This window comes from Sporofaciens sp. JLR.KK001, assembly GCF_036941055.1.
In the GTDB taxonomy this organism is placed as follows: domain Bacteria; phylum Bacillota; class Clostridia; order Lachnospirales; family Lachnospiraceae; genus Sporofaciens.
Window position 1 is genome coordinate 1 of the sequence record NZ_JAYMNO010000003.1, and the last position, 19,224, is coordinate 19,224.

At 41.9% G+C, this 19,224-nt stretch carries 23 protein-coding genes; all 23 read left to right on the forward strand.

Going from position 1 to position 19,224, the window contains the following annotated elements; all coding sequences use genetic code 11:
- The first annotated feature begins 73 nt into the window (after positions 1-73).
- The 23 genes from VSQ62_RS30025 (at position 74) to VSQ62_RS30135 (ending at position 19,202) form a co-directional block, all read left to right on the forward strand.
- On the forward strand, positions 74-946 hold the full coding sequence (locus tag VSQ62_RS30025; RefSeq protein ID WP_334638546.1) for a hypothetical protein: 873 nt from the start codon (positions 74-76) through the stop codon (positions 944-946).
- On the forward strand, positions 939-1,451 hold the full coding sequence (locus VSQ62_RS30030) for a GNAT family N-acetyltransferase (RefSeq protein WP_334638547.1): 513 nt from the start codon (positions 939-941) through the stop codon (positions 1,449-1,451). The genes VSQ62_RS30025 and VSQ62_RS30030 overlap by 8 nt, the downstream gene beginning before the upstream one ends.
- Positions 1,452-1,573: 122 nt before the next feature.
- On the forward strand, positions 1,574-3,025 hold the full coding sequence (locus VSQ62_RS30035; RefSeq protein WP_334638548.1) for a GNAT family N-acetyltransferase: 1,452 nt from the start codon (positions 1,574-1,576) through the stop codon (positions 3,023-3,025).
- A gap of 6 nt (positions 3,026-3,031) precedes the next feature.
- Positions 3,032-3,895: a CPBP family intramembrane glutamic endopeptidase gene (locus VSQ62_RS30040; protein WP_334638549.1), complete on the forward strand. Its 864-nt coding sequence runs from the start codon at positions 3,032-3,034 to the stop codon at positions 3,893-3,895.
- A 139-nt stretch (positions 3,896-4,034) separates the two neighbouring features.
- Positions 4,035-4,754, forward strand: a complete 720-nt coding sequence (locus tag VSQ62_RS30045; RefSeq protein WP_334638731.1) for a GNAT family N-acetyltransferase — start codon at positions 4,035-4,037, stop codon at positions 4,752-4,754.
- A gap of 61 nt (positions 4,755-4,815) precedes the next feature.
- Complete coding sequence (locus VSQ62_RS30050) at positions 4,816-5,565, forward strand: CPBP family intramembrane glutamic endopeptidase (RefSeq protein ID WP_334638550.1); 750 nt, start codon at positions 4,816-4,818, stop codon at positions 5,563-5,565.
- A gap of 228 nt (positions 5,566-5,793) precedes the next feature.
- Positions 5,794-6,513 (forward strand): MBL fold metallo-hydrolase, encoded by a 720-nt coding sequence (locus VSQ62_RS30055; protein ID WP_334638551.1) that lies wholly within the window; start codon positions 5,794-5,796, stop codon positions 6,511-6,513.
- A gap of 71 nt (positions 6,514-6,584) precedes the next feature.
- Positions 6,585-7,109, forward strand: a complete 525-nt coding sequence (locus VSQ62_RS30060; protein WP_334638552.1) for a GNAT family N-acetyltransferase — start codon at positions 6,585-6,587, stop codon at positions 7,107-7,109.
- Positions 7,110-7,143: 34 nt separating this feature from the next.
- A complete protein-coding gene (locus VSQ62_RS30065) occupies positions 7,144-7,602 on the forward strand; it encodes a GNAT family N-acetyltransferase (RefSeq protein WP_334638553.1) in 459 nt (152 codons plus the stop codon).
- A gap of 72 nt (positions 7,603-7,674) precedes the next feature.
- A complete protein-coding gene (locus tag VSQ62_RS30070) occupies positions 7,675-8,457 on the forward strand; it encodes a CPBP family intramembrane glutamic endopeptidase (RefSeq protein ID WP_334638554.1) in 783 nt (260 codons plus the stop codon).
- Between the two features lie 15 nt (positions 8,458-8,472).
- The gene (locus tag VSQ62_RS30075) at positions 8,473-8,601 is read left to right on the forward strand and encodes a hypothetical protein (protein WP_334638555.1); all 129 of its coding nucleotides are present in this window, start codon (positions 8,473-8,475) and stop codon (positions 8,599-8,601) included.
- 52 nt (positions 8,602-8,653) lie between these two features.
- Positions 8,654-9,409, forward strand: a complete 756-nt coding sequence (locus VSQ62_RS30080; protein WP_334638556.1) for a YoaP domain-containing protein — start codon at positions 8,654-8,656, stop codon at positions 9,407-9,409.
- 3 nt (positions 9,410-9,412) lie between these two features.
- The gene (locus tag VSQ62_RS30085; protein ID WP_334638557.1) at positions 9,413-9,553 is read left to right on the forward strand and encodes a hypothetical protein; all 141 of its coding nucleotides are present in this window, start codon (positions 9,413-9,415) and stop codon (positions 9,551-9,553) included.
- Positions 9,554-9,683: 130 nt separating this feature from the next.
- Positions 9,684-10,184, forward strand: coding sequence for an AAA family ATPase (locus tag VSQ62_RS30090; protein WP_334638558.1), 501 nt, complete (start codon positions 9,684-9,686; stop codon positions 10,182-10,184).
- 39 nt (positions 10,185-10,223) lie between these two features.
- On the forward strand, positions 10,224-10,832 hold the full coding sequence (locus tag VSQ62_RS30095; RefSeq protein ID WP_016220863.1) for a DEAD/DEAH box helicase family protein: 609 nt from the start codon (positions 10,224-10,226) through the stop codon (positions 10,830-10,832).
- Between the two features lie 30 nt (positions 10,833-10,862).
- Positions 10,863-12,074: a GrpB family protein gene (locus VSQ62_RS30100; RefSeq protein ID WP_334638559.1), complete on the forward strand. Its 1,212-nt coding sequence runs from the start codon at positions 10,863-10,865 to the stop codon at positions 12,072-12,074.
- Positions 12,075-12,134: 60 nt separating this feature from the next.
- Positions 12,135-12,311: a hypothetical protein gene (locus VSQ62_RS30105; protein ID WP_334638560.1), complete on the forward strand. Its 177-nt coding sequence runs from the start codon at positions 12,135-12,137 to the stop codon at positions 12,309-12,311.
- 1 nt (position 12,312) lies between these two features.
- Positions 12,313-13,020: an ATP-binding cassette domain-containing protein gene (locus VSQ62_RS30110; protein WP_334638561.1), complete on the forward strand. Its 708-nt coding sequence runs from the start codon at positions 12,313-12,315 to the stop codon at positions 13,018-13,020.
- Complete coding sequence (locus VSQ62_RS30115) at positions 13,001-14,215, forward strand: hypothetical protein (RefSeq protein WP_334638562.1); 1,215 nt, start codon at positions 13,001-13,003, stop codon at positions 14,213-14,215. Before VSQ62_RS30110 ends, VSQ62_RS30115 begins: the two co-directional genes overlap by 20 nt.
- A 2-nt stretch (positions 14,216-14,217) precedes the next feature.
- A complete protein-coding gene (locus VSQ62_RS30120) occupies positions 14,218-14,874 on the forward strand; it encodes an ABC transporter ATP-binding protein (protein WP_334638563.1) in 657 nt (218 codons plus the stop codon).
- Entirely contained in the window at positions 14,867-17,236 is a 2,370-nt protein-coding gene (locus tag VSQ62_RS30125) for an ABC transporter permease (RefSeq protein ID WP_334638564.1), read from the forward strand. The genes VSQ62_RS30120 and VSQ62_RS30125 overlap by 8 nt, the downstream gene beginning before the upstream one ends.
- Before the next feature lie 19 nt (positions 17,237-17,255).
- A complete protein-coding gene (locus VSQ62_RS30130; protein ID WP_334638565.1) occupies positions 17,256-17,960 on the forward strand; it encodes a response regulator transcription factor in 705 nt (234 codons plus the stop codon).
- A gap of 6 nt (positions 17,961-17,966) precedes the next feature.
- On the forward strand, positions 17,967-19,202 hold the full coding sequence (locus VSQ62_RS30135) for a sensor histidine kinase (RefSeq protein WP_334638566.1): 1,236 nt from the start codon (positions 17,967-17,969) through the stop codon (positions 19,200-19,202).
- The last annotated feature ends 22 nt before the right edge of the window (positions 19,203-19,224 follow it).

The window sequence follows — 19,224 nt, forward strand, 5'->3', positions numbered from 1 at the left end:
GAGATTTATATTGGAGGGTATGGAATGAATGATATGAATGAAAAAATTATAGACATTATTATAAAAAAAGCGGATGGATGATGTTGATATAGGGTATGACCTTTACTGTACCAGTTGGGATATGCTTGAAGAAGATGCGCAGTGCAGCCACGCACATTTGTCTAAGTTGTTCGATTCGAGGATCGTTTATTGCAAAGATAAAAGTGCATTGGAAAGGTTGGATGAGATCAGAAGAAAGGCAGCAGAGCTGCTTGCGTCGGACAGGCGGTATGAGAAAGCTGACAAGGTATATAGTGATGCAAAAAAGATGCTTGCGGAGGTTTGCCTTGCACAGTCTTTATCAAAAGCCAGAAGCTGTGCAGGAGCGGCTATTGAGTTTATAGAAAATGCTCTAATGTTGTATAATGGCCAGTATTTCAGAAAAGGAACGAAAAGGGCTTTGGATGAGCTTAAACAGCTTACGCTTCCTTTTGACCTTGAAACCAGGATTCTTGCCGTCATTCAGGCAGAAACGGTGGAAAAGATACGGGAAAGACTGATGGATGTTTTCATTTTGACAGATGGGTATCTGCAGGTTCCGAAGAAAAAGGAACTTCCTTCTGCAGAAAATCTGCGAGGAACATATGAGGAAATGTATTCTAACTGGAAAAACAAAATGACCGAGGCAGCAGGCAGAGACGATGTGTATTCTTCCTTTATGAATTTACTGTCTTTACAGTGGATGTTCTATGAGATTGCAGAATGTATCGCAGTAGATGATTTTGAAATTATGGATAAATTTAGCCCCAAAAATCTGGAGGAGAATAAGGATGTCTTCGATCAGGCTCTGAATAAGTATCTTGCAGAATATGAAAAAGTGGGAATTTGCCCAAGGCATTTTGAGAGTATGACAGAATTTGTGGAGGATTACGAAAAACGGTATTTTAAGGAGGACAAGAATGATTAGACTGGTCAGACCAACAGAAGCATTGAAAGAACAGGCGCTGGAGTTTAAGCAGGAATTTTTTGATAACAGGGAATTCGTCATTAACGGAAGTGAATTGCTTGATAAAATGGATGATTACAGAGAATGGTGCAGATCCATAGACGCAAATACGAAAGAGGAAACGGTTCATCCAGACTGGGTGATAACAGACACATTCTTTGCCGTTGATGGTAATGACAGAATTGTGGGAATCATTGATTTAAGGCATACGCTCAACGACTTTCTGAAGGATCTGGGCAATTGCGGCTACAGCGTTCGTCCGTCAGAAAGACGAAAGGGCTATGCTACGGAAATGCTGCGGCAATTATTAGATATTGCGAAAAGGGCAGGGATGAACGAACTGCATCTTTCCGTGGAAAAGACGAATGAACCCTCAGTGAAGACGATCATTCGGAACGGCGGAGTCTTTGAGCGCAGCTTTGAACTGGATGGGGAACAGGCGGATATTTATAGAATTGCCCTGTAAACGTATGAAGGGAATTAATGTGCCAGGGAGAAAAGAGAGATTTTGGTATGATAGGAATATATGATTGTTTTGGATATGGTTTGGGATATGACGTATCTTGACATCTAAGGGAGAGTGTTTCGATGATAACTATAGAAACCAGTAGATTACTTTTGAGAAATTATAGAGTGACAGATTTTGAGGATATTATAAAATATTTTTCTGATGAAGAAGTCAGCAAATTTGAAGATTTTTATCCAATGTCAGAAGAACAGGTGAGAAACATGATTACTGAGTGGCAGGATATGGATAACCGTCTTGTTGCCGAATTAAAATCAAAACAGAATGTTATAGGAAGCATTGGCTATTGGATAGATGATGAAGGACATTATTGTATGGATTATGATTTTAATCCGGAATATTGTGGACAGGGTTATGCAACAGAGGCAGGCAATGCGCTTATTCGTTATCTATTTGAATCAGTCGGTATCAGTACAATTTATGGAGATTGTGATGTGCGGAATATATCATCATGGAAACTATTAGAAAGACTGGGATTTAACCGTATAAGAAGACTTGATAATCAATCATATAAAAATGATAAAAATGGTAATCCAATTTTAATCAGCACGTTTTTATATGAATTGGATAAAGCACAATTCAATCTATCTAATAATATCAAACGTTATTTAAAAACAAGCATCTATACCTATGCAGGTGCATACAGAGAGCTGCTGATATCTTTGCCGGGTGATATAGCGGCGATTGGAAAGCTGGTCTGTGACCAGATCACGCATCCGTCCATGTATTTTACAGAGCCGTTTGCGTATTTGGAGGATACCTATTATGGGAAATTCGCATCCTATCCCAGTCATCGTTTTAAAAATGAAGACGAACTATATATAACGGCTACATCCATGATTGCGGGTATTTTTTATCTGGACGAGGCAGGCTTTGGCGAAAATAAGGATGTAACAAAAAGGCTCACTGTATCATGCCGGCAGGCCTCCATCTTATTCAGTGCAATACTGAAAGCAAAGGGGATACCCTGCCGTTCAAGAGCCGGTTTTATGGATTTTGGCAATGACGGGGACAGTTATGTGGAACATTGGGTGAATGAGTATTGGGATTTTGGTGAAAACAGGTGGGTTTTGGTGGATGTAGACGGCTATTATGAATATGAGGAACGTTTTGGTTATAGTCAGTTTGATTTGCCGCGGTACAAGTTTATTACTGCGTCGGAAGCATGGCTGGGACTGAGAAGGCATACCCTGCATAAAAACTTAGACGTATATCCAACGAATCTATTGGAGGGTGTCTGTGAATATCTTCTGATGGATTTTCATGCGCTGATGAACAATGAGATTTTTTATTCTTATCAACCAATGCATCTCCGCAGCGGTATTCAGGCGCTTAGCGAGAATGAGCTATGTGAACTTGATTATTTGGCAGAATTGCTGGAAGATCCGGATGGAAATATAGAGCGGATAGAGCATATATGGAATACGAAGGAAGAATGGTTTGTGTTGACGAACAATACACAGAATATTTATCAGGATACATTCGGAGAATCTTGCAGTTCAAAAGGGAAATGATTTGGAATGGGAAGAAATACAAAATATAAATTAGATAGTTTGTGCATTGCAATATTTACGCTTTGTCTAGCTGCAAGGTTTATAGAATATTTTCTGATTGAGACAGATAGGACGGCTATTGGAGAAAATGTGTTTCATAAAGCAGCCGGAATTATCATATTAGCATTGACATTGAAAAGGGTAAATCTTACGTGGAGTGATATTGGATTTCAAAGAAACGGTTTTGTAACCAGTATGTTGAAAGGTTTGTCATTGGGAAGCGTCTGCTTTGCTATTTCGTATTGGTTGGAATTAACAATTTTAGCTTTGCAAGGCAACCCTGCACATTTAGAAATATATATCAGCAGTTTTTCTTTAACGGGTTCTCAAATAAAAAATACGGATTTTGTTTTCTTTCTGTTATGTGTAGTATTCAATGTGGTCAATGTATGGATGGAGGAAGGCATTTTTCGAGGACTGTTCATTAAAATATTTTCTGAATCGAAATCATTTATGCAGGCGAATTTTATTGCCGCATTTTTATTCGGAATCTGGCATATTGTAATGCCGGCCAGAAGCTACATGGATGGTGAAATGTCATTTGCGGCAATGGTTCTGATGGGTATCGGGTATATAATCCTTGCCGGAATTATGGGAATTAAATGGGGACTTCTTTACCATATGACAGGAAATATATGGACGGGGCTTGGCGACCATTTATTCAATAATACCGTTGCTACAAATATGCTGCATGTCATTTCTCTAAATGGTGCAGACGAATTACAAATTGTCCGGATTATGGCTGCACAGCTTATTTCCTTCACTTTTGTACTGGTAATTTATGTTTACAGGAGCAGGAAAAAGAGGGTGAATAGAAATGTATTTAACTGAAAATTACAAAGATAGCATACGATTTAACAGACAGTACGAAGAAATCAGTAAATTTCTTCAAATAGTTGCAGACAACGGCTATAATGAGCATTTCCATTAGGGGCGTTTGGATTGGAGTATGGCGCATTCATATTTGGATGTGGAAATGCTATCAAGAAATGTTCTGTTTAGGAAAGAAAACGGAGAACTTGTTGGTGCGGTAGTGTATGATACAGATTATAATGACAGGTGGTATATCATTCACTCGATTTCTGATGAAAACCTTTTAGGACAGATGATTGAATATGTGACGGAAGCGGACATCAATACAGCAATCATAAAGGCAAATCTCAACGACACAATGTTGTGCAGATTACTTGCAAATGCAGGATTTGAAAACCAGCATTTGCAGAGTGTTCTGGAAATAGACTTACCGCGTAATCTTTCTTTCCAATTACCGCAAGGATATTATCTGAATGCCCCAGATTCAAAAATTGATATCTGGCAATGGCGATTGGTAATATATCGTGGCTTTAACCATGAGGGGATTTTGCAAGAACCGAGCGAGGAGGTAGCAAAAGCCGAGAAACATCTCGAAATCCCAGAATACATCAAGGTTTTTGCAATTAAGGATGGAGAATATGCTGCTCATTGCGGAGTGTGGTACAACGGCGGAAATACAGCATATATAGAGCCTGTCGCGACAGTTCCCGAACATAGGGGAAAAGGTCTTGGCAGGGCAGTTGTCTATGAAGCTGCAAACCGCGCAAAAGAACAAGGTGCAAAAAGGGCAATCGTGCTTTCGGATCAGGATTTCTACAAACGTCTTGGCATGATAAAATCATCGGAAGTCGGCACATGGGTTAGAAATAGCAAATAAAACGCATTCGTGGAGAAATCGAAATTTCTGTAAGATTTTCGCACTGCAAGGAGAAATTGTGATGGCGAGATATACAAATAAGTTGAAACTTACGTTATGGGTTTCTGTGGTATATGTTTTATCGTTTATATGCTATGCACCTACATTGTTAGGACAGAACGGGATTACTATTCCTGATATATTATTGTACTTAAAATACTTATATGTGTGTATTCCCGCTATAGCTGCTATTTTTTTGCTGATTTGCGAGCAGAACATCAAGGTGTACTTTATGCGGATGTTTTCAGGGAAAATAACAATCAAATATATTTTAATAGGGGTTATATGTATGGCTGCAGGTATATTTGGTTCTTATTGCTATTCGTTCATTATGAAAACTGAGGTATTTAAAAATACATATTCGACAGTAATATCCCTGTTAACAAGCTGTATATACCTGCTGATAACTGCGTTTGTTGAAGAAATAGCATGGAGAGGATTTTTGTTGGAACGACTTCCTTTTAAGAAAATCAAAAGTGTTCTTTTTGTTGGCACCGTTTGGGCAGTGTGGCATATACCAATGTGGATCATCAGAAATGCATTGGGCATGGAACAAATTGTTTGTTTTTGCATATGGACATTACTTGTTTCCGTTGTTTTGGGAATAACCTATTATCAATGCAGAAATATATTGCTGATTGCCATTATGCACGCAGCTTTTAATATCTGTTATTTAGCGCCAATACAATATAACATTGTTGTATTAGCGACCATAATTTTTGTTGGTACTCTATTGTATAAAAAATCAGGCAAAAAATTATTCACTTGGTAACTTCCTGCTTGTCAGGGAGCTGCATATGAAAATGAAAATGGTGCTGATTGGAGGGCTGTATAAGGTGCAAAAAGGGCAATCGTGCTTTTGGATCAGGATTTCTACAAACATCTTGGCATGATAAAATCATCGGAAGTCGGCACATGGGTTAAAAATAGCAAATAAAACGCACTCGTGGAGAAATCGAAAGTTGACGCCGATGAAAATGAATGAAAGGAGAGAACACCTATGCTCAATGCAGGAAGCAGGATAGTAAATAATTGGATATATCCTATTGACAAAGGCTATGTACTGATTGATACAGGGTATGAAAGCGGATTTGCACATTTTAAAAAGCAATTGGCAAAGATGCAAATAGCCCCTCAACAGATACGATATATTTTTTTGACACACGCTCACGATGACCACGCAGGTTATCTGAATGAAGTACTTTCGGAATGCCCTGACCTCCAAATCGTTATGAGCGACAAAGCATTAGAAAGATTATATAGAGGGCAAAACTCTTTTCATGGCGGTTGCACAACTAAGATTGCCTTGTTCTTTTGTTATTTAATGAAGTTCGTTGGCAAAGGTAAGCATTTGTTTCCCTCAATAAAACAAGAATATCAATGTAGATGTATTCAAGTGACCGAACAAAACCGTAAGCAAGTGGAACTTTTACTGCAAGGAAAAATTATTGATACTCCCGGTCATACCTCCGATTCCATATCGCTTTTACTAAATGACGGTTCTCTATTCTGCGGTGACGCTGCTATGAACGGCTTGCCAAGTTTACATAGAATAACCATTTGGGTAGAGGACAAAACGGCTTTTCTGAAATCTTGGGAAACAATCATTGCACTTAGACCAAATCTAATATATCCGGGACATGGCAAGCCGTTTGAATATGAAGACCTTAAAATAAATCTAAAACGAGCAAAAAATATAGAATTGTTACCGATTCAATAACTTCCAGTTTGAACCAAAAGATTGGTCGTGCTGTAATCACCCTGATTAAAAAAATTTGGAGGAATACAAATGTGCAGGAAAAATTATATGAAATAAAGTCTATATCGTATCAAATCAGGATAGTGAAAGAATGTGATTTAGATAGTTTGTTATTGGTGAAAAGTGATGCTTCCATACATGCCAATAGATTTCAGCAACAGAATAACGGAAAAGCAGTTTATTTTGGCGCGTTTATCAATAACTGCGCAATTGGATATGTGTTGTTATCGCTGGATAATAAAGAAGATGTCATGCCATATACAAACCAAGAAAAATGTGCAGATATGATTGATTTGCTGGTAATAGAGTCCTTAAGAAATTATGGCATTGGAACCCGACTGTCGTTGGTATGTGAAGAATATTGCAAAGAGGCCGCAATTCCCTATTTAGGACTTGATGTAAATCCAACGGACAATTCTGCGGCAAAGAGATTGTATGAAAGATTAGGATATCATGCGGTCGGTGAACTACACTTAGACGGTGTATACGAATATACCGATGAACAGGGCAATCAAGGAAAGTATGAAGATTGGTGCATAGATATGATAAAACGATAACGTCAAAATCGGGATTTGTGGGAAAGATTGTAGTATGGAAATAATGGTATATGAAATGAAATATGTAAAAGACGGTATCGGGGAAAATAGTATTTCGTGTATTCCCTTTGAGCAAAAGTCCTTTCAACAATACATGAAAATATATAATGCATGCTTTTATGAAATGCGAAAATCACTTGATATTAGGCCATACAATTTTTTGAGTGATTATGAACAAATCCGTGAAAAAAGTAAAGATATTTTTTTACTTGTAAGCGGGGAAGAAATTATTGGTTCTGTCGCATGTTATGGAAGTGAGATAGACGATTTGATAGTTAATAAGAAATTTCAAAATAAAGGATATGGAAAGCAGCTTTTATTATGGGGAATGAACCATATTCGCCAAATTAGCAATGGGCCTATTTTGTTACATGTTGCTAAATGGAATGAAAAAGCTTTAAAACTATACGAAAAAGTCGGATTTAATATTACAAATACTGAGAGAGTGCGTTAAATTCCTGTTTGTCAGGAAGTCACATATTATATTGCAGAAACAGGAAACAGATAGAAATTTGGAGGAAGTGCTTTGAAAAAGCGGGAGTTTATTTATATAGCAGTTTTGACTTTGCTCATTGCGTTTATGGATATAACAGGTATTCCAGGCGCGTTTTTCGTCCATATTCAAGTTGCGGACATAGAGCCTGTTTACTTTACGCTTATGGTAAATTTCCTGTTCATAGGAGTGGCAGCTTATTTGTTTTTAAGAACCTTATGTCCTGCATGGGACTTGGGATTTAGGAAAAAGGGCCTGGTCGATGGGCTTAAAAAATACGGAATCATTGGAGCGCTGGTTGCGGCAGTGGGTTTTCTTGCTTTTTATGTGGGATTATCACCTTTTGATCGTCAGCCATCTATTGGGAAGGTGCTTATCGAAGGTGTTGTGTATTATATTGGCGTGGCAATCATTGAAGAACTCTATGTGCGGGGCTTATTGCTGAATCTTATTGAAAAGATGTTGATAAAAAGTAAAAACAGCACTTTGATTGCGGTTGTGTTATCGTCCGTGATTTTTGGGGCTGGACATATATTTGGTGTGCTAAACCAGACGCTGCTTGTAATCGTAAGCAAGGTTGTGTGGACGATAGGCATGGGTATGTTCTTTGGAATGGTATATAAGAAAACAAATAATTTATGGTTACCAATTATGTTCCACTTTATGATCAATGTCTGCGCTTTGCCTTATTGCTTTTCGAGTATAAACGGATATGCTGATTTGACATTATATATTGTTGTGCCCGTATATATAATTTTAGGAATATATAGTTTTATAGAACTAAAAAAAAAGCGTGAAATTTCCGGTGTAGGATAAAGGAGAGGTAGTTCCATGAAAGATTTAAAAGAATTAGGTAAACTGATGAAAGAGCACCCTGTCATGATTGTTGTAACATTGGTGGCGATGGTTGTGGGTGCAATTTTTGGGGCAGTCGCGTTTTATCAGGGATGGTTGGGTTAAAATTTTCATTTTATACCGAAATGCAGATTGAAGGATAAGGAGGCAATAGGATATGGAACTTGTAAAACTGACACACGAAAATATTGAAAAGGAGCACATCTGCTGTGCAATCTCCAATAACAAGGATATCCAGGTTATGTCCAAAAAGAACTGGCTGAAAGACAGGCTGGACGAGGGGCTTGTATTCCTAAAAGGCAACGTCCGGGGAAAATGCTTCATTGAGTATATCCCCACGGAATATGCATGGGCGCCCATTGAGGCGCAAGGGTATATGTACATTGACTGCCTGTGGGTATCCGGGCAGTTCAAGGGGCATGGATACTCGAACCTGCTGTTGGATGCATGTGTCAAGGACAGTAAAGAGAAAGGGAAAAAGGGGCTTGTGATTCTGTCCTCCAAAAAGAAAATGGGATTCCTCTCTGACCCGAAATATATGTGCTATAAGGGCTTTCAGACAGCGGATACGGCAGAGCCTTATTTTGAGTTGATGTACCTGCCCTTTGAAGGGGGCGCACCCCGTCCCCGCTTCCGGGATAGCGTGGGCAGGCATGAAGATATGCCGGAGGGATTTGTGCTGTATTACACAAACCAATGCCCTTTTACGGCAAAGTATGTACCGATACTGGAGAAGTTGGCAAAGGCCAGGAACGCTGTGTTCCAGTCCGTACATATCCAGACCAGAGAGGATGCGCAGAATGCCCCTTCGCCCTTTACCACCTTTTCCCTTTTCTATGACAGACAGCTCGTGACCCATGAAATCTTGTCGGAAAAGAAATTTGATAAAATTTTAACGGATAAAAGAGTGTAAAAAATGATTCCATTAGTCAGACCAACAAAAGCGATGAAAGAACAGGCCATAGAGTTCAGACAGGAATTTTTTGAACATGGGGAATTCGTCATAAACGGAAGCGAATTATTTGATAAAACGGATGATTACACAGAATGGTGCTGAATCATAGACGCAAACACGAAAGAAGAGACCGTTAATCCGAATTGGGTCATAACGGACGCATTCTGTGCTGTCGATGATGATAGAATTGTGGGAATCATTGAGCTTCAGACGAATAATGGGAGGAATATAGGTGTCAAAACAAAAATTGATTATTATAGCAGGCTCTCCGTGTGTGGGGAAAACAACAGTGACACAGAAACTTTTTACTTCTTATGAAAACAGTGCTCATTTTGATGGTGATTGGGCATGGTGTGTCAATCCATTTTCGACTGATGATCCGAGACTGAGAAATGGTGATAAAACAATGTCATTTGCATTATCAACATATTTAAACTCTGGTTTTGATTATGTCTTTTTTTCATCGGTGGTTGTTGTGGATAAAACAATTCGAGAAGCGATATTAAAAGATATAACAGCAAAAGATTATTCTGTTATTGGCATTACTTTGACCTGTTCAGAAGAAACTTTGCGTGAACATCATAAAAAGCGTGGAGATCAAAATGAATGCTCCTTTTTCTGGCTGCATTTAAAGCCATACAAAGACGATTATGTTATCAATACAGATAATAAAAGTGTTCAGCAAATAATTGATGAAATAAAAGCTATTGTAGATAGTGAGGTAAATGAATAGTGGAAATCAACACTTTCTGAAACGGGAGGCGAACTGGAAATGAATATATACTATATCGGCGGCTCCCCCTGCGCGGGAAAAAGCAGTGTTGCCGAGATTCTTTCAAAAAAACATGATTTATACTACTTTAAAACAGATGATTTTCTGGACAGATATATGCAGGCAGGAGCACGAAAAGGGTATCCCGTCTGCAGGAAAACAGCCGGGATGAGTGCGGAGCAGGTCTGGATGCGGGAACCGCTGCTCCAATGCAGAGAGGAATTTGATATTTACAGGGACATTTTTGAATTTGTGGCAGCAGACCTGGATCGGATTGAATGGAAAGGCGGCATTACTACAGAAGGGGCAGCATATTTCCCGGAACTGATGAAACAGTCTGGCGTTCCTGGCAGCCGTTATATCGCCATTACGCCTACGAAAGGATTTCAGGTCACCCACTATAGAAAAAGAGACTTTGTTCCTTTGGTATTGGAGGGATGCAGTGATAAGGACGCGGCTTTCTTAAACTGGATGGACAGAGATGCTCTGTTTGCGCAGGAAGTGAGGAGGCAGTGCCATAAAGAGAATTATGCTTCAGTCATCAATGACGGAAACATGGATTTGGATGAACTGGCCGGTCTGACTGCCGTACATTTTGGATTCAAATGAAATAAATAGAAGGAGCTGCCGGGGATAGATATGATAGGATTAAAAAGAGGAAGCGTGAAGCTGATATCCCACCAGGAGGAATGGAATAAAAACGCTGAAAAGGTAATTTTGAAATTGAAACAACTTTTAGGAGATGCCGCTGTTGATATTCAGCATGTCGGAAGCACTGCGATTGCTTCCATTTATGCAAAACCAATTATTGATATTGTGATTGGCGTCCGTGATTTGAACGATGTTGTATCCTATGTGGAACTGTTAAAGCAGCATGATTTTGTTTTCCGTGGCGAAGATGTTGAAGGACAACTATTATTTGTAATGGGTGATTTTGAAAAAGATACGCGTACACATCATATCCATGTAGTCAAATGGAATGGGGAAGAATGGAATAATTATATCAATTTTCGGGATTATTTGAACTGTTGTCCTGATAAAGCAATGTTATATGATGCCTGTAAGAAAAAGTTGGCATCACAATTTCCGGATGACCGAAGGAGCTATACAGCAGGCAAGCAAGAATTAATAGAATGCTTGCTGAAAGAAGCGGAAACTTTTGCTTTATATTCTTCCATGCAGGATCTGAATCGTTCGGCCATAAAATATGCGGCGGATACGATTGAAATCGGAATGAGTCTGTCGGATATCAAGGAATTGTTGGAAAATTATTTGTTGGAAAATGGTGCAGATTCCTTTTGGTATTGGGATGTGGGCGCGTTTATTTTTGCTGGAGAGGAGACCGCTCTTTCTGTTTCAGGAAAGGATTACAAAGTAGCAGACAGAGTGATACAGAGTAATGACATTATCACCATTGATCTGAGTCCCCAAAGAAATGGTATTTGGGGAGATTATGCAAGAACGCTTGTGTTTGAAGATGGTGTATTATGTGATGAAACCTCAAAAATAAAGAAAGAAGAGTGGAGAAAAGGATTGCAGATGGAAGAATATCTGCATCAGACCCTGATTGATGTGGGGACGCCGGATATGACATTTGAAGAATTATACGGCTACATGAATGAACTGATTGTAAATAAAGGATTTGTAAACCTGGATTTTCTCGGAAACCTGGGACATTCCATTGAAAAAAATAAAAATGACAGAATCTATACAGAAAAAGGGAATCGGAAAAGATTATCAGATGTTACAATATTTACCTTTGAACCGCATATCAGTATTCCGAATTCCCGGTATGGATATAAAAAAGAAGATATCTATTATTTTGCCAATGGGAAATTAGTAAGATTATAGAACGCATATGGATTTTTTATAAGTACAAAAAATCAGAATAAGATGAAGGAGGGAAAGAAAATGCGTCATATCTATATTCGTGGAATGATCGGCCTGATCTGGCTGATTGCAGCTATTGCATGCGGGGTATCGGGAAATTTCCCGATGACGGGACTTTACATCATCTTAGCAGGTGTATTCCTGTATTCTGCATACACAGCATGGAAAAATGAAAAAGATGGCAAAGGGGGAAGGTAGTATGGGACAGGCACTCCTGACTGTGGGGAACTTAAGCGCGTGGTACGGTGAAGAGAAGATGATACTTTCGGGTTTTTCTTTTTCGCTGGAAGAGCATGAAGTGGCAGGACTGATCGGGCTGAACGGAGCCGGGAAAACCACATTCTTGAAGGTTCTCTCCGGCCTGCTTCCTACTTTTCATTCAGATGGTATCTGCTTTTGCGATTCCCCTGTGGATTTCAGGGGAGAGGATTTTAAGCTCTGCCGCTATACGGTGTTTGCCGAGGACAATTCTTTTTCGTATTTTACTTTCCGGGAATACCTGGCCTATGTATGCGCCGCCTATGCCCGTAAGTTGCCGGATGTGTCGGAACTGATACGGGGGTTCCATTTTGAAGAGTATACGGATGTCCTCTTAAGAGAACTGTCAACCGGAAACCGAAAAAAGGCATTTCTGATCACGGCGTTTGCCCTGAAGCCCAGACTGCTTCTTCTGGATGAGCCGGTCAATGGTTTGGATTTCCAGAGCACGGAATACCTGTATCAGCAGATTTTGGGATATAAGAAGTATGGAACTGTCCTGTTTTCCTCTCATATCTTAGAGAGTATCACGCTGACCTCTGACCGGGTATTTGTCCTGGAGGAGGGGAAGATCCGGCAGACTTTTGAACACGGGCAGATAAGTGCCGAAGAAATCAGGGAGGCTCTGCATGATGAAAATGACAGGTAAAGCCTTTGCTAAAAAGTTGTTTGGGGCAAGATATGAGCGGCTGCCCAGGACACTTTTGATTGATGTGATTGTATTCTGGGGGCTGTATATTGCCGGTTTTCAGGTGCAGATTGCACCGTCTGTCCGGATTCTGATGATAAGCGCCTTTACTGCAGGTGTGATGTGGCAGGCCCTTTCCTCTGGAGATAATATTACTGAACTCGGGCATATGCTGATGCTGCCGCATAAGAGCCGGGAATTTGTCTTCTTCTATGTAGCCGCGCTGGGAATTTATGCGGTTCTTACAAAGACAGGGCTGCTTTTTGCGGTTGTTCTTGCTGTGTCTGTCTGGAAGCCGATAGAGATGGTGGGAATGCTGCTCTGTATGATTCATGCAGTTCTTATGGCTGCATCCGTTTATTCTCTGAGAAAATACTGGTATGCGGGCGGCATCTGGACTGTCGCCATAGTGGCTGTTATTCTATTTTTAGGAAGCAGAGCATGGTTTAGCCCCTTACTATTTGTGAATGGGATGTTCACCGTCCTGATTTTGTGGCGGGCTGACGGATATGCTTTTTATCAGTGGGAGAGTAAGAAAAGCTATGCCATTCGGAAGAGGAAGAAGGCAGCCCTTTGGCGGTATTTTTTCCGGTATCTGAACTGTCATAAGAATTATCTGCTTAATACTGCTGTGATGTGGTGCGTAGCTCTCGTATTGCCGTATTTCTTAAGAGAAATGGCGGGTATGTCCGTTGTCCCGGTGGGCTTTGCGATTCTGTCCTTAAATACGCCCATCGGCATCCTGCTGTCCTGTGACCGAGATCTGGAGCAGGCAATCCGTTTCCTGCCCGGGCAGAAACGACGCTTTTGCATCCCGTATAGCCTGTTCATTTTCTTTTGTAATATGGCCGTAGATGTGATATTTCTCTTAAGCTGGCAGATACAAAACGGCGGTGTCACTGTTCTTATGATTTCCGGAGCTGTTTTCTTTGCCCTGCAGAGTGCGGTGCTGTCTGTGCTGTTGGAATGGTTTTATCCCATCCGGGACTGGAAGATCGAAAGCGACCTGTGGCACCATCCGCGGAAATATGTGGTTCCGATGGTCATGCTTCTGCTTGCGGGAGCTGTCTCGGCGTGGCCGGTGTTATTGCCTGTCCTATTGGTTTTGCTGGCTTTAGAAACCGTAGTTTTACTTTTTATTGCCGGAGGTAAATGAAATTGGAAGTATTGAGAGCTGAGAACATTTCAAAAATATATTGTCAAAATGCGGTGTCATTGCAGGCGCTGCGCGGTGTATCGGTGACAATCCAAAAAGGGGAATTTGTCGCTGTACTTGGGAGAAGCGGTTCAGGGAAATCAACCCTTTTAAATATTCTTGCCGGTCTGGACAAACCCTCAAAGGGAAAGGTCTGCATTGACGGTACGGATATTTTTCATCTGAGTGAAGAAAAAAGGACGCTTCTTCGGCGGGAAAAAATAGGATTTGTATTCCAGGCATATGAATTACTGCACTCACTGACTGTTATTGAAAATATCCGGCTGCCGGAGCTTACGAAAGATGCCCAGTACGTAGAGGAGCTTCTTGACGCGCTTAAAATCAGGCAATATGAAAAATCATATCCGGATCAATTATCAGGAGGGGAACAGCAGAGGACGGCCATTGCAAGGGCGCTGGTCAATCATCCACCCATTCTTTTTGCAGATGAACCCACCGGAAATCTTGATTCCAGGACGGAGAGGGTTGTTATAGATTTGTTGAAAAGTCTGGCGGCAAAGTATGGTACAAGTATTCTGCTTGTCACGCATAATGAAGAGCTTGTAAGAGATGCGGATCGAGTGATCCGCTTAGAGGACGGTGAAATTGTCAATGGATAGAAGGAAAGTCTTATCTGTAGTGAGAGGGTATCTTTTCAGGGAGAAAACCAATACCGTCCTGACTGGCCTGTTTCTCTCCTTTGTTACGGTATTTCTTCTGATTGGGAATCAGCTTTTTGCAAATGTCCGGACGGCAGACAGATTGAATGCAGAAGCCCTGGAGGGACAGCAGCATGCGACATATTCTGATATTTCAGAGCCAGAGTTTCAGAAGATAAAAGACTGTGATTTCGTTGCGGATGCAGGAATGAGTTTCCATCTGGGACAGACGGAGGATGGGACGGCATTTGAATACATAGATGAAAGCTACCGGGATTTGGGGGCGGCCGTAGCAGAGGCGAATATAAAGCAGGTCATAGACGGGCGCTGGGCACAAAAAGAAGAGGAAGCCGTATTTACGAAGAATTATATGGAAAAATATGGGCTGGAATTAGGGGATACGGTTACGGTAAATCTGACAGCTACAGATGCGGATTCAGGAGATGTGACATTTCGCATACCGGATCTTACCCTTACGGTTGCCGGAGTCATTGACAATGTGACCGGGTTTACGGACCGGAAGAATGGATATGTTTCAGAGGCGCTTGCAAGAAAAATTCTCAGAGAGAAAAACGGGCGGGTAAACGCTGTGATCCGGTTTGCCGATGAGGCGAAAATCCCGGACAATATTGATAAGCTGAATTTTTATCTGGGCTATGGAGAGGAAGAGTCAGAAACCTTACATGTGCGGATGAATTATATGCTTGCAGAAGCTGTCTCGGATGGAGGAACCCTGAAAAAGCAGAATACCGTCATGAATGTTACCGTATGGCTGGTGTGTGCCCTGGTTGTGTATAACATTTTTTATAACCGTCTTTTTGAAAAGAAACGGGATTTTATTGCCCTAAGAAAAGTAGGATTTCAGACAAAGGATCTGATGAAAATTGCCGGGATGGAATTCCTGATTCTTGTCCTGATCGGATTTGTGACAGGAATCCTGGCAGGGTATTTCCTGAATCAGGCGGTATGTGGCGAGATTATGAAAGCATTCGCTCATGCTTATGACGCGGAGGGACTGGTTTCACCGAAACTGTCATGGAGCAGCGTGCGGAATACGGGAATGATGTTCCTGCTCATTATCATACCGGGTTTGGCTGGCCTTATGCTGCGGCTTCAAAATACCATGCCGACGGAGGTTATGTGCGGTAACAGAAAAAATGCAAGGAAGCAGGTACTGGCGCTTCTGATTGTATCGCTTTCCGCAATCCTGATCAGCTTATTGGGAATCCAGGATAATCACAGTGACGAAGGTATCCTTTTTGTCAAGGAATATGTTCCTGGAGATCTGCAGGTGACGGCAGGCAGCATTTATGAAAATATACAGGGTGGGGATATCCCATCCATATCTGATCCGGTTTTTCAGGAAATGAAAGCGACTCCGGGCGTGAGAGAGGTGCAGGATTATGAGATCAATTACGACAGGGGAATCTTTCTGTGCGAGGACAGGGAAAGATTAAACCCAGACAGCGCGAATTATGAGTCGATGCTCGCTATGGAGCAGGAGATTGACGGAAAGAAGCAGTGCTTATACAATCTGGTTTTGGCGACGACAGAGCAGATGAAGGTGCTGGCCCCGGGTTATGACGAAAAAAGAGACGGCCCTGTTGCAATCATGGAACCAGAGCTTGCAAAGACTTTGAATCTGGAGATTGGGGATATGTTTACCATCTATGATGAGCAGTTGATCATAGACGGATCGAAAGACGGATGTAAGTCTGTCCGTGTAAAGCTTGTGGATACCCGGAATATTATATTGTCGGAAAATCATATAGGGGGAAATCTGCTGGTTGTAGACAGGGAAACCGCTGAGGGTTTTCCGGGCGGGCTGTACCGGCAGGTTGTCAACGTGTGGACCGGGGAAGGCGGGGAGGCAATCGCCGCGTCTGATTTGGAGCGTATTTCAGACACAAACGGATATTCCTTCCGCAATGCCGGCAGGCAGATACAGAAGTATATTGATTCGGATCACTGCCAGAAGGTGATGCATTGTTTTTTTATCGTCATTCTTGCGGTAATCGGTCTTTTGGTCTATTTCAATACCGTATTTGCCAATCTTCTGAACAGGAGGAATGATTTTAAGATCATGCATAAGATCGGTATCCGAAAAAAAGAGATGTATTGGATGGTGATGAAAGAGGGGCTGTGCCAGGGCTGCATGGCAGCAGGAGTGGCAGTGGCCTCGCAGATTGCTTTGAGTGTGAACAGGCAGGAGCCGTTTCCCAGGAGGTTTGCGGTGACAGATGCAGGGGTGATGACAGTCTGCATGTTGTTCCCGGTTTTTATCCTTTGGTATATGTTTCATAAGAAGATGGCAGCTTTTTAATATGTTGGAGAAAAGTATCATGAAAGACAAAAAGATATTATATGTAGAAGATGATTTAAGCCTGATTGAAGGGCTGAGGTACGCACTGGAGAAAAATGGTTTTCTGGTAGATAATGCTCGTACTGTAAAGGAGGCGCATCAACTCTATAAGGCCGGTCAGTACGACCTCTTGCTGCTTGATGTTACATTGCCGGATGGGACTGGCTTTGATATTTGTAAGGAGGTACGGGAAATCTCTGCAGTTCCGATCATATTCCTGACTGCCTCGGATGAAGAGACCAGTATTGTAAAAGGGTTGGACATGGGCGGAGATGATTACATTACCAAACCTTTTAAATTAGGGGAAGTCCTTTCAAGAATCCATGCACTGCTACGCCGCTTTGGAGAGTTCCATAAGAATGATACAATTTTGGAATCCAACGGGATTAAGATTAACCAGACGGAGCGGACGTGCTGGAAGGGGGAAACAGAATTGCCCCTGACACTGGTGGAATATAAGCTGCTCTGCCTGTTCCTTAAGAATCCCAACCGCATATTGACAAGGGAGCTGATTTTAGACCGCCTCTGGGATGGGAACGGCAGCTATGTGGACGACAATACTCTTTCTGTTTATATACGCAGGCTGCGGAGAAAAATTGAAGATGACCCCAATTCCCCCACAAAGCTTCTGACAGAAATAGGGTTTGGCTATAGATGGGTTGGCAGACCGTCTGCCGGGGAGTAATGCAGTATGAAAAGAATGGGGAAAGAAACAAGAGGGATGCTGCGTGGGCTTCTGGCCATCTGCCTGTTTTCGGCTTGCGGCCTAGCCGTCCTTTTATCGTATATGGTAAAAGATTTCAGAGAAACAATGGTGGAGCATGATTATGGAACGGCGGGATATTTCGCCGCTCATCCAGACATAAGTGTGGCATCCGCATTTACGAAAGACAAAACAGATTCTGACCAGGAGACCGGAAGAAGAATTTTGCAGGAAGCGGGCTATCATAAAAACACAGCTTCTGACCTGATTCCTGCTGCCCACGCATATCGGAAGCGTACCGCTGTTTGGCTTGGCGGTATGCTTTTTAGCATTTTTCTGGCTGTTTTTCTGACAGTCGGGATTTATATCTGGAAACAAAACAAGGCGATAGCAAAGGCAGATACCGTGATCACCCGGTTCCTTTCAGGGGATACAGGTCAGAGGATTGACAGTGAGGAAGACGGGGACTGGTACAGCCTGTTCCACAGGATCAATGAGCTCGCCGCCATTCTCCTGGCTCAGGCAGAACATGAAAAACAGACACGTGAATTTTTGCAGGATATGATCTCCGATGTTTCCCACCAGTTAAAGACGCCTCTGGCAGCCCTTAAAATGTATGATGAGATTATGGGGCAGGACGGTACGGACAGGGAAACAATCCAGGAATTTAGCCGGAAATCCCTACGGGAAATACGCCGTGTGGAGGATGTGGTCTATACGCTCTTAAAAATTGCCAGGCTGGATGCTGGTTCGGTAAGGATGGAGAAGGCGGATGAGAATATTGAAATGCTCCTTCAGGACGTGACAGAACGCTTTGAGACTATGGCTGCCCGGCAGTCGAAGGAAATCCTGTTATCCGGAAGCAGCGATACCTGTCTTTACTGCGATGCCCTATGGATGTCGGAAGCTCTGGGGAATGTGATAAAAAATGCGCTGGAGCATACCCAGAGGGGCGGGAAGGTAGTGGTCAGCTGGGAGAGGACGCCGCTTCTTACCAACATTGTAGTGGAGGACAATGGGAAAGGGATTCATCAAGAGGATATCCATAATATCTTCAAACGGTTTTACCGGAGCCGTTTTTCCCAGGATACCCATGGAATCGGCTTGGGGCTGCCGCTGGCAAAATCCATTGTGGAAGCCCATCAGGGGACAATTTCTGTAACCAGCAGGGTCGACCAGGGCAGCAGATTTGTCTTAAGCTTTTTCCATCTTACAAAAGAGTAAGATGAAATTCATATGAAAGTAA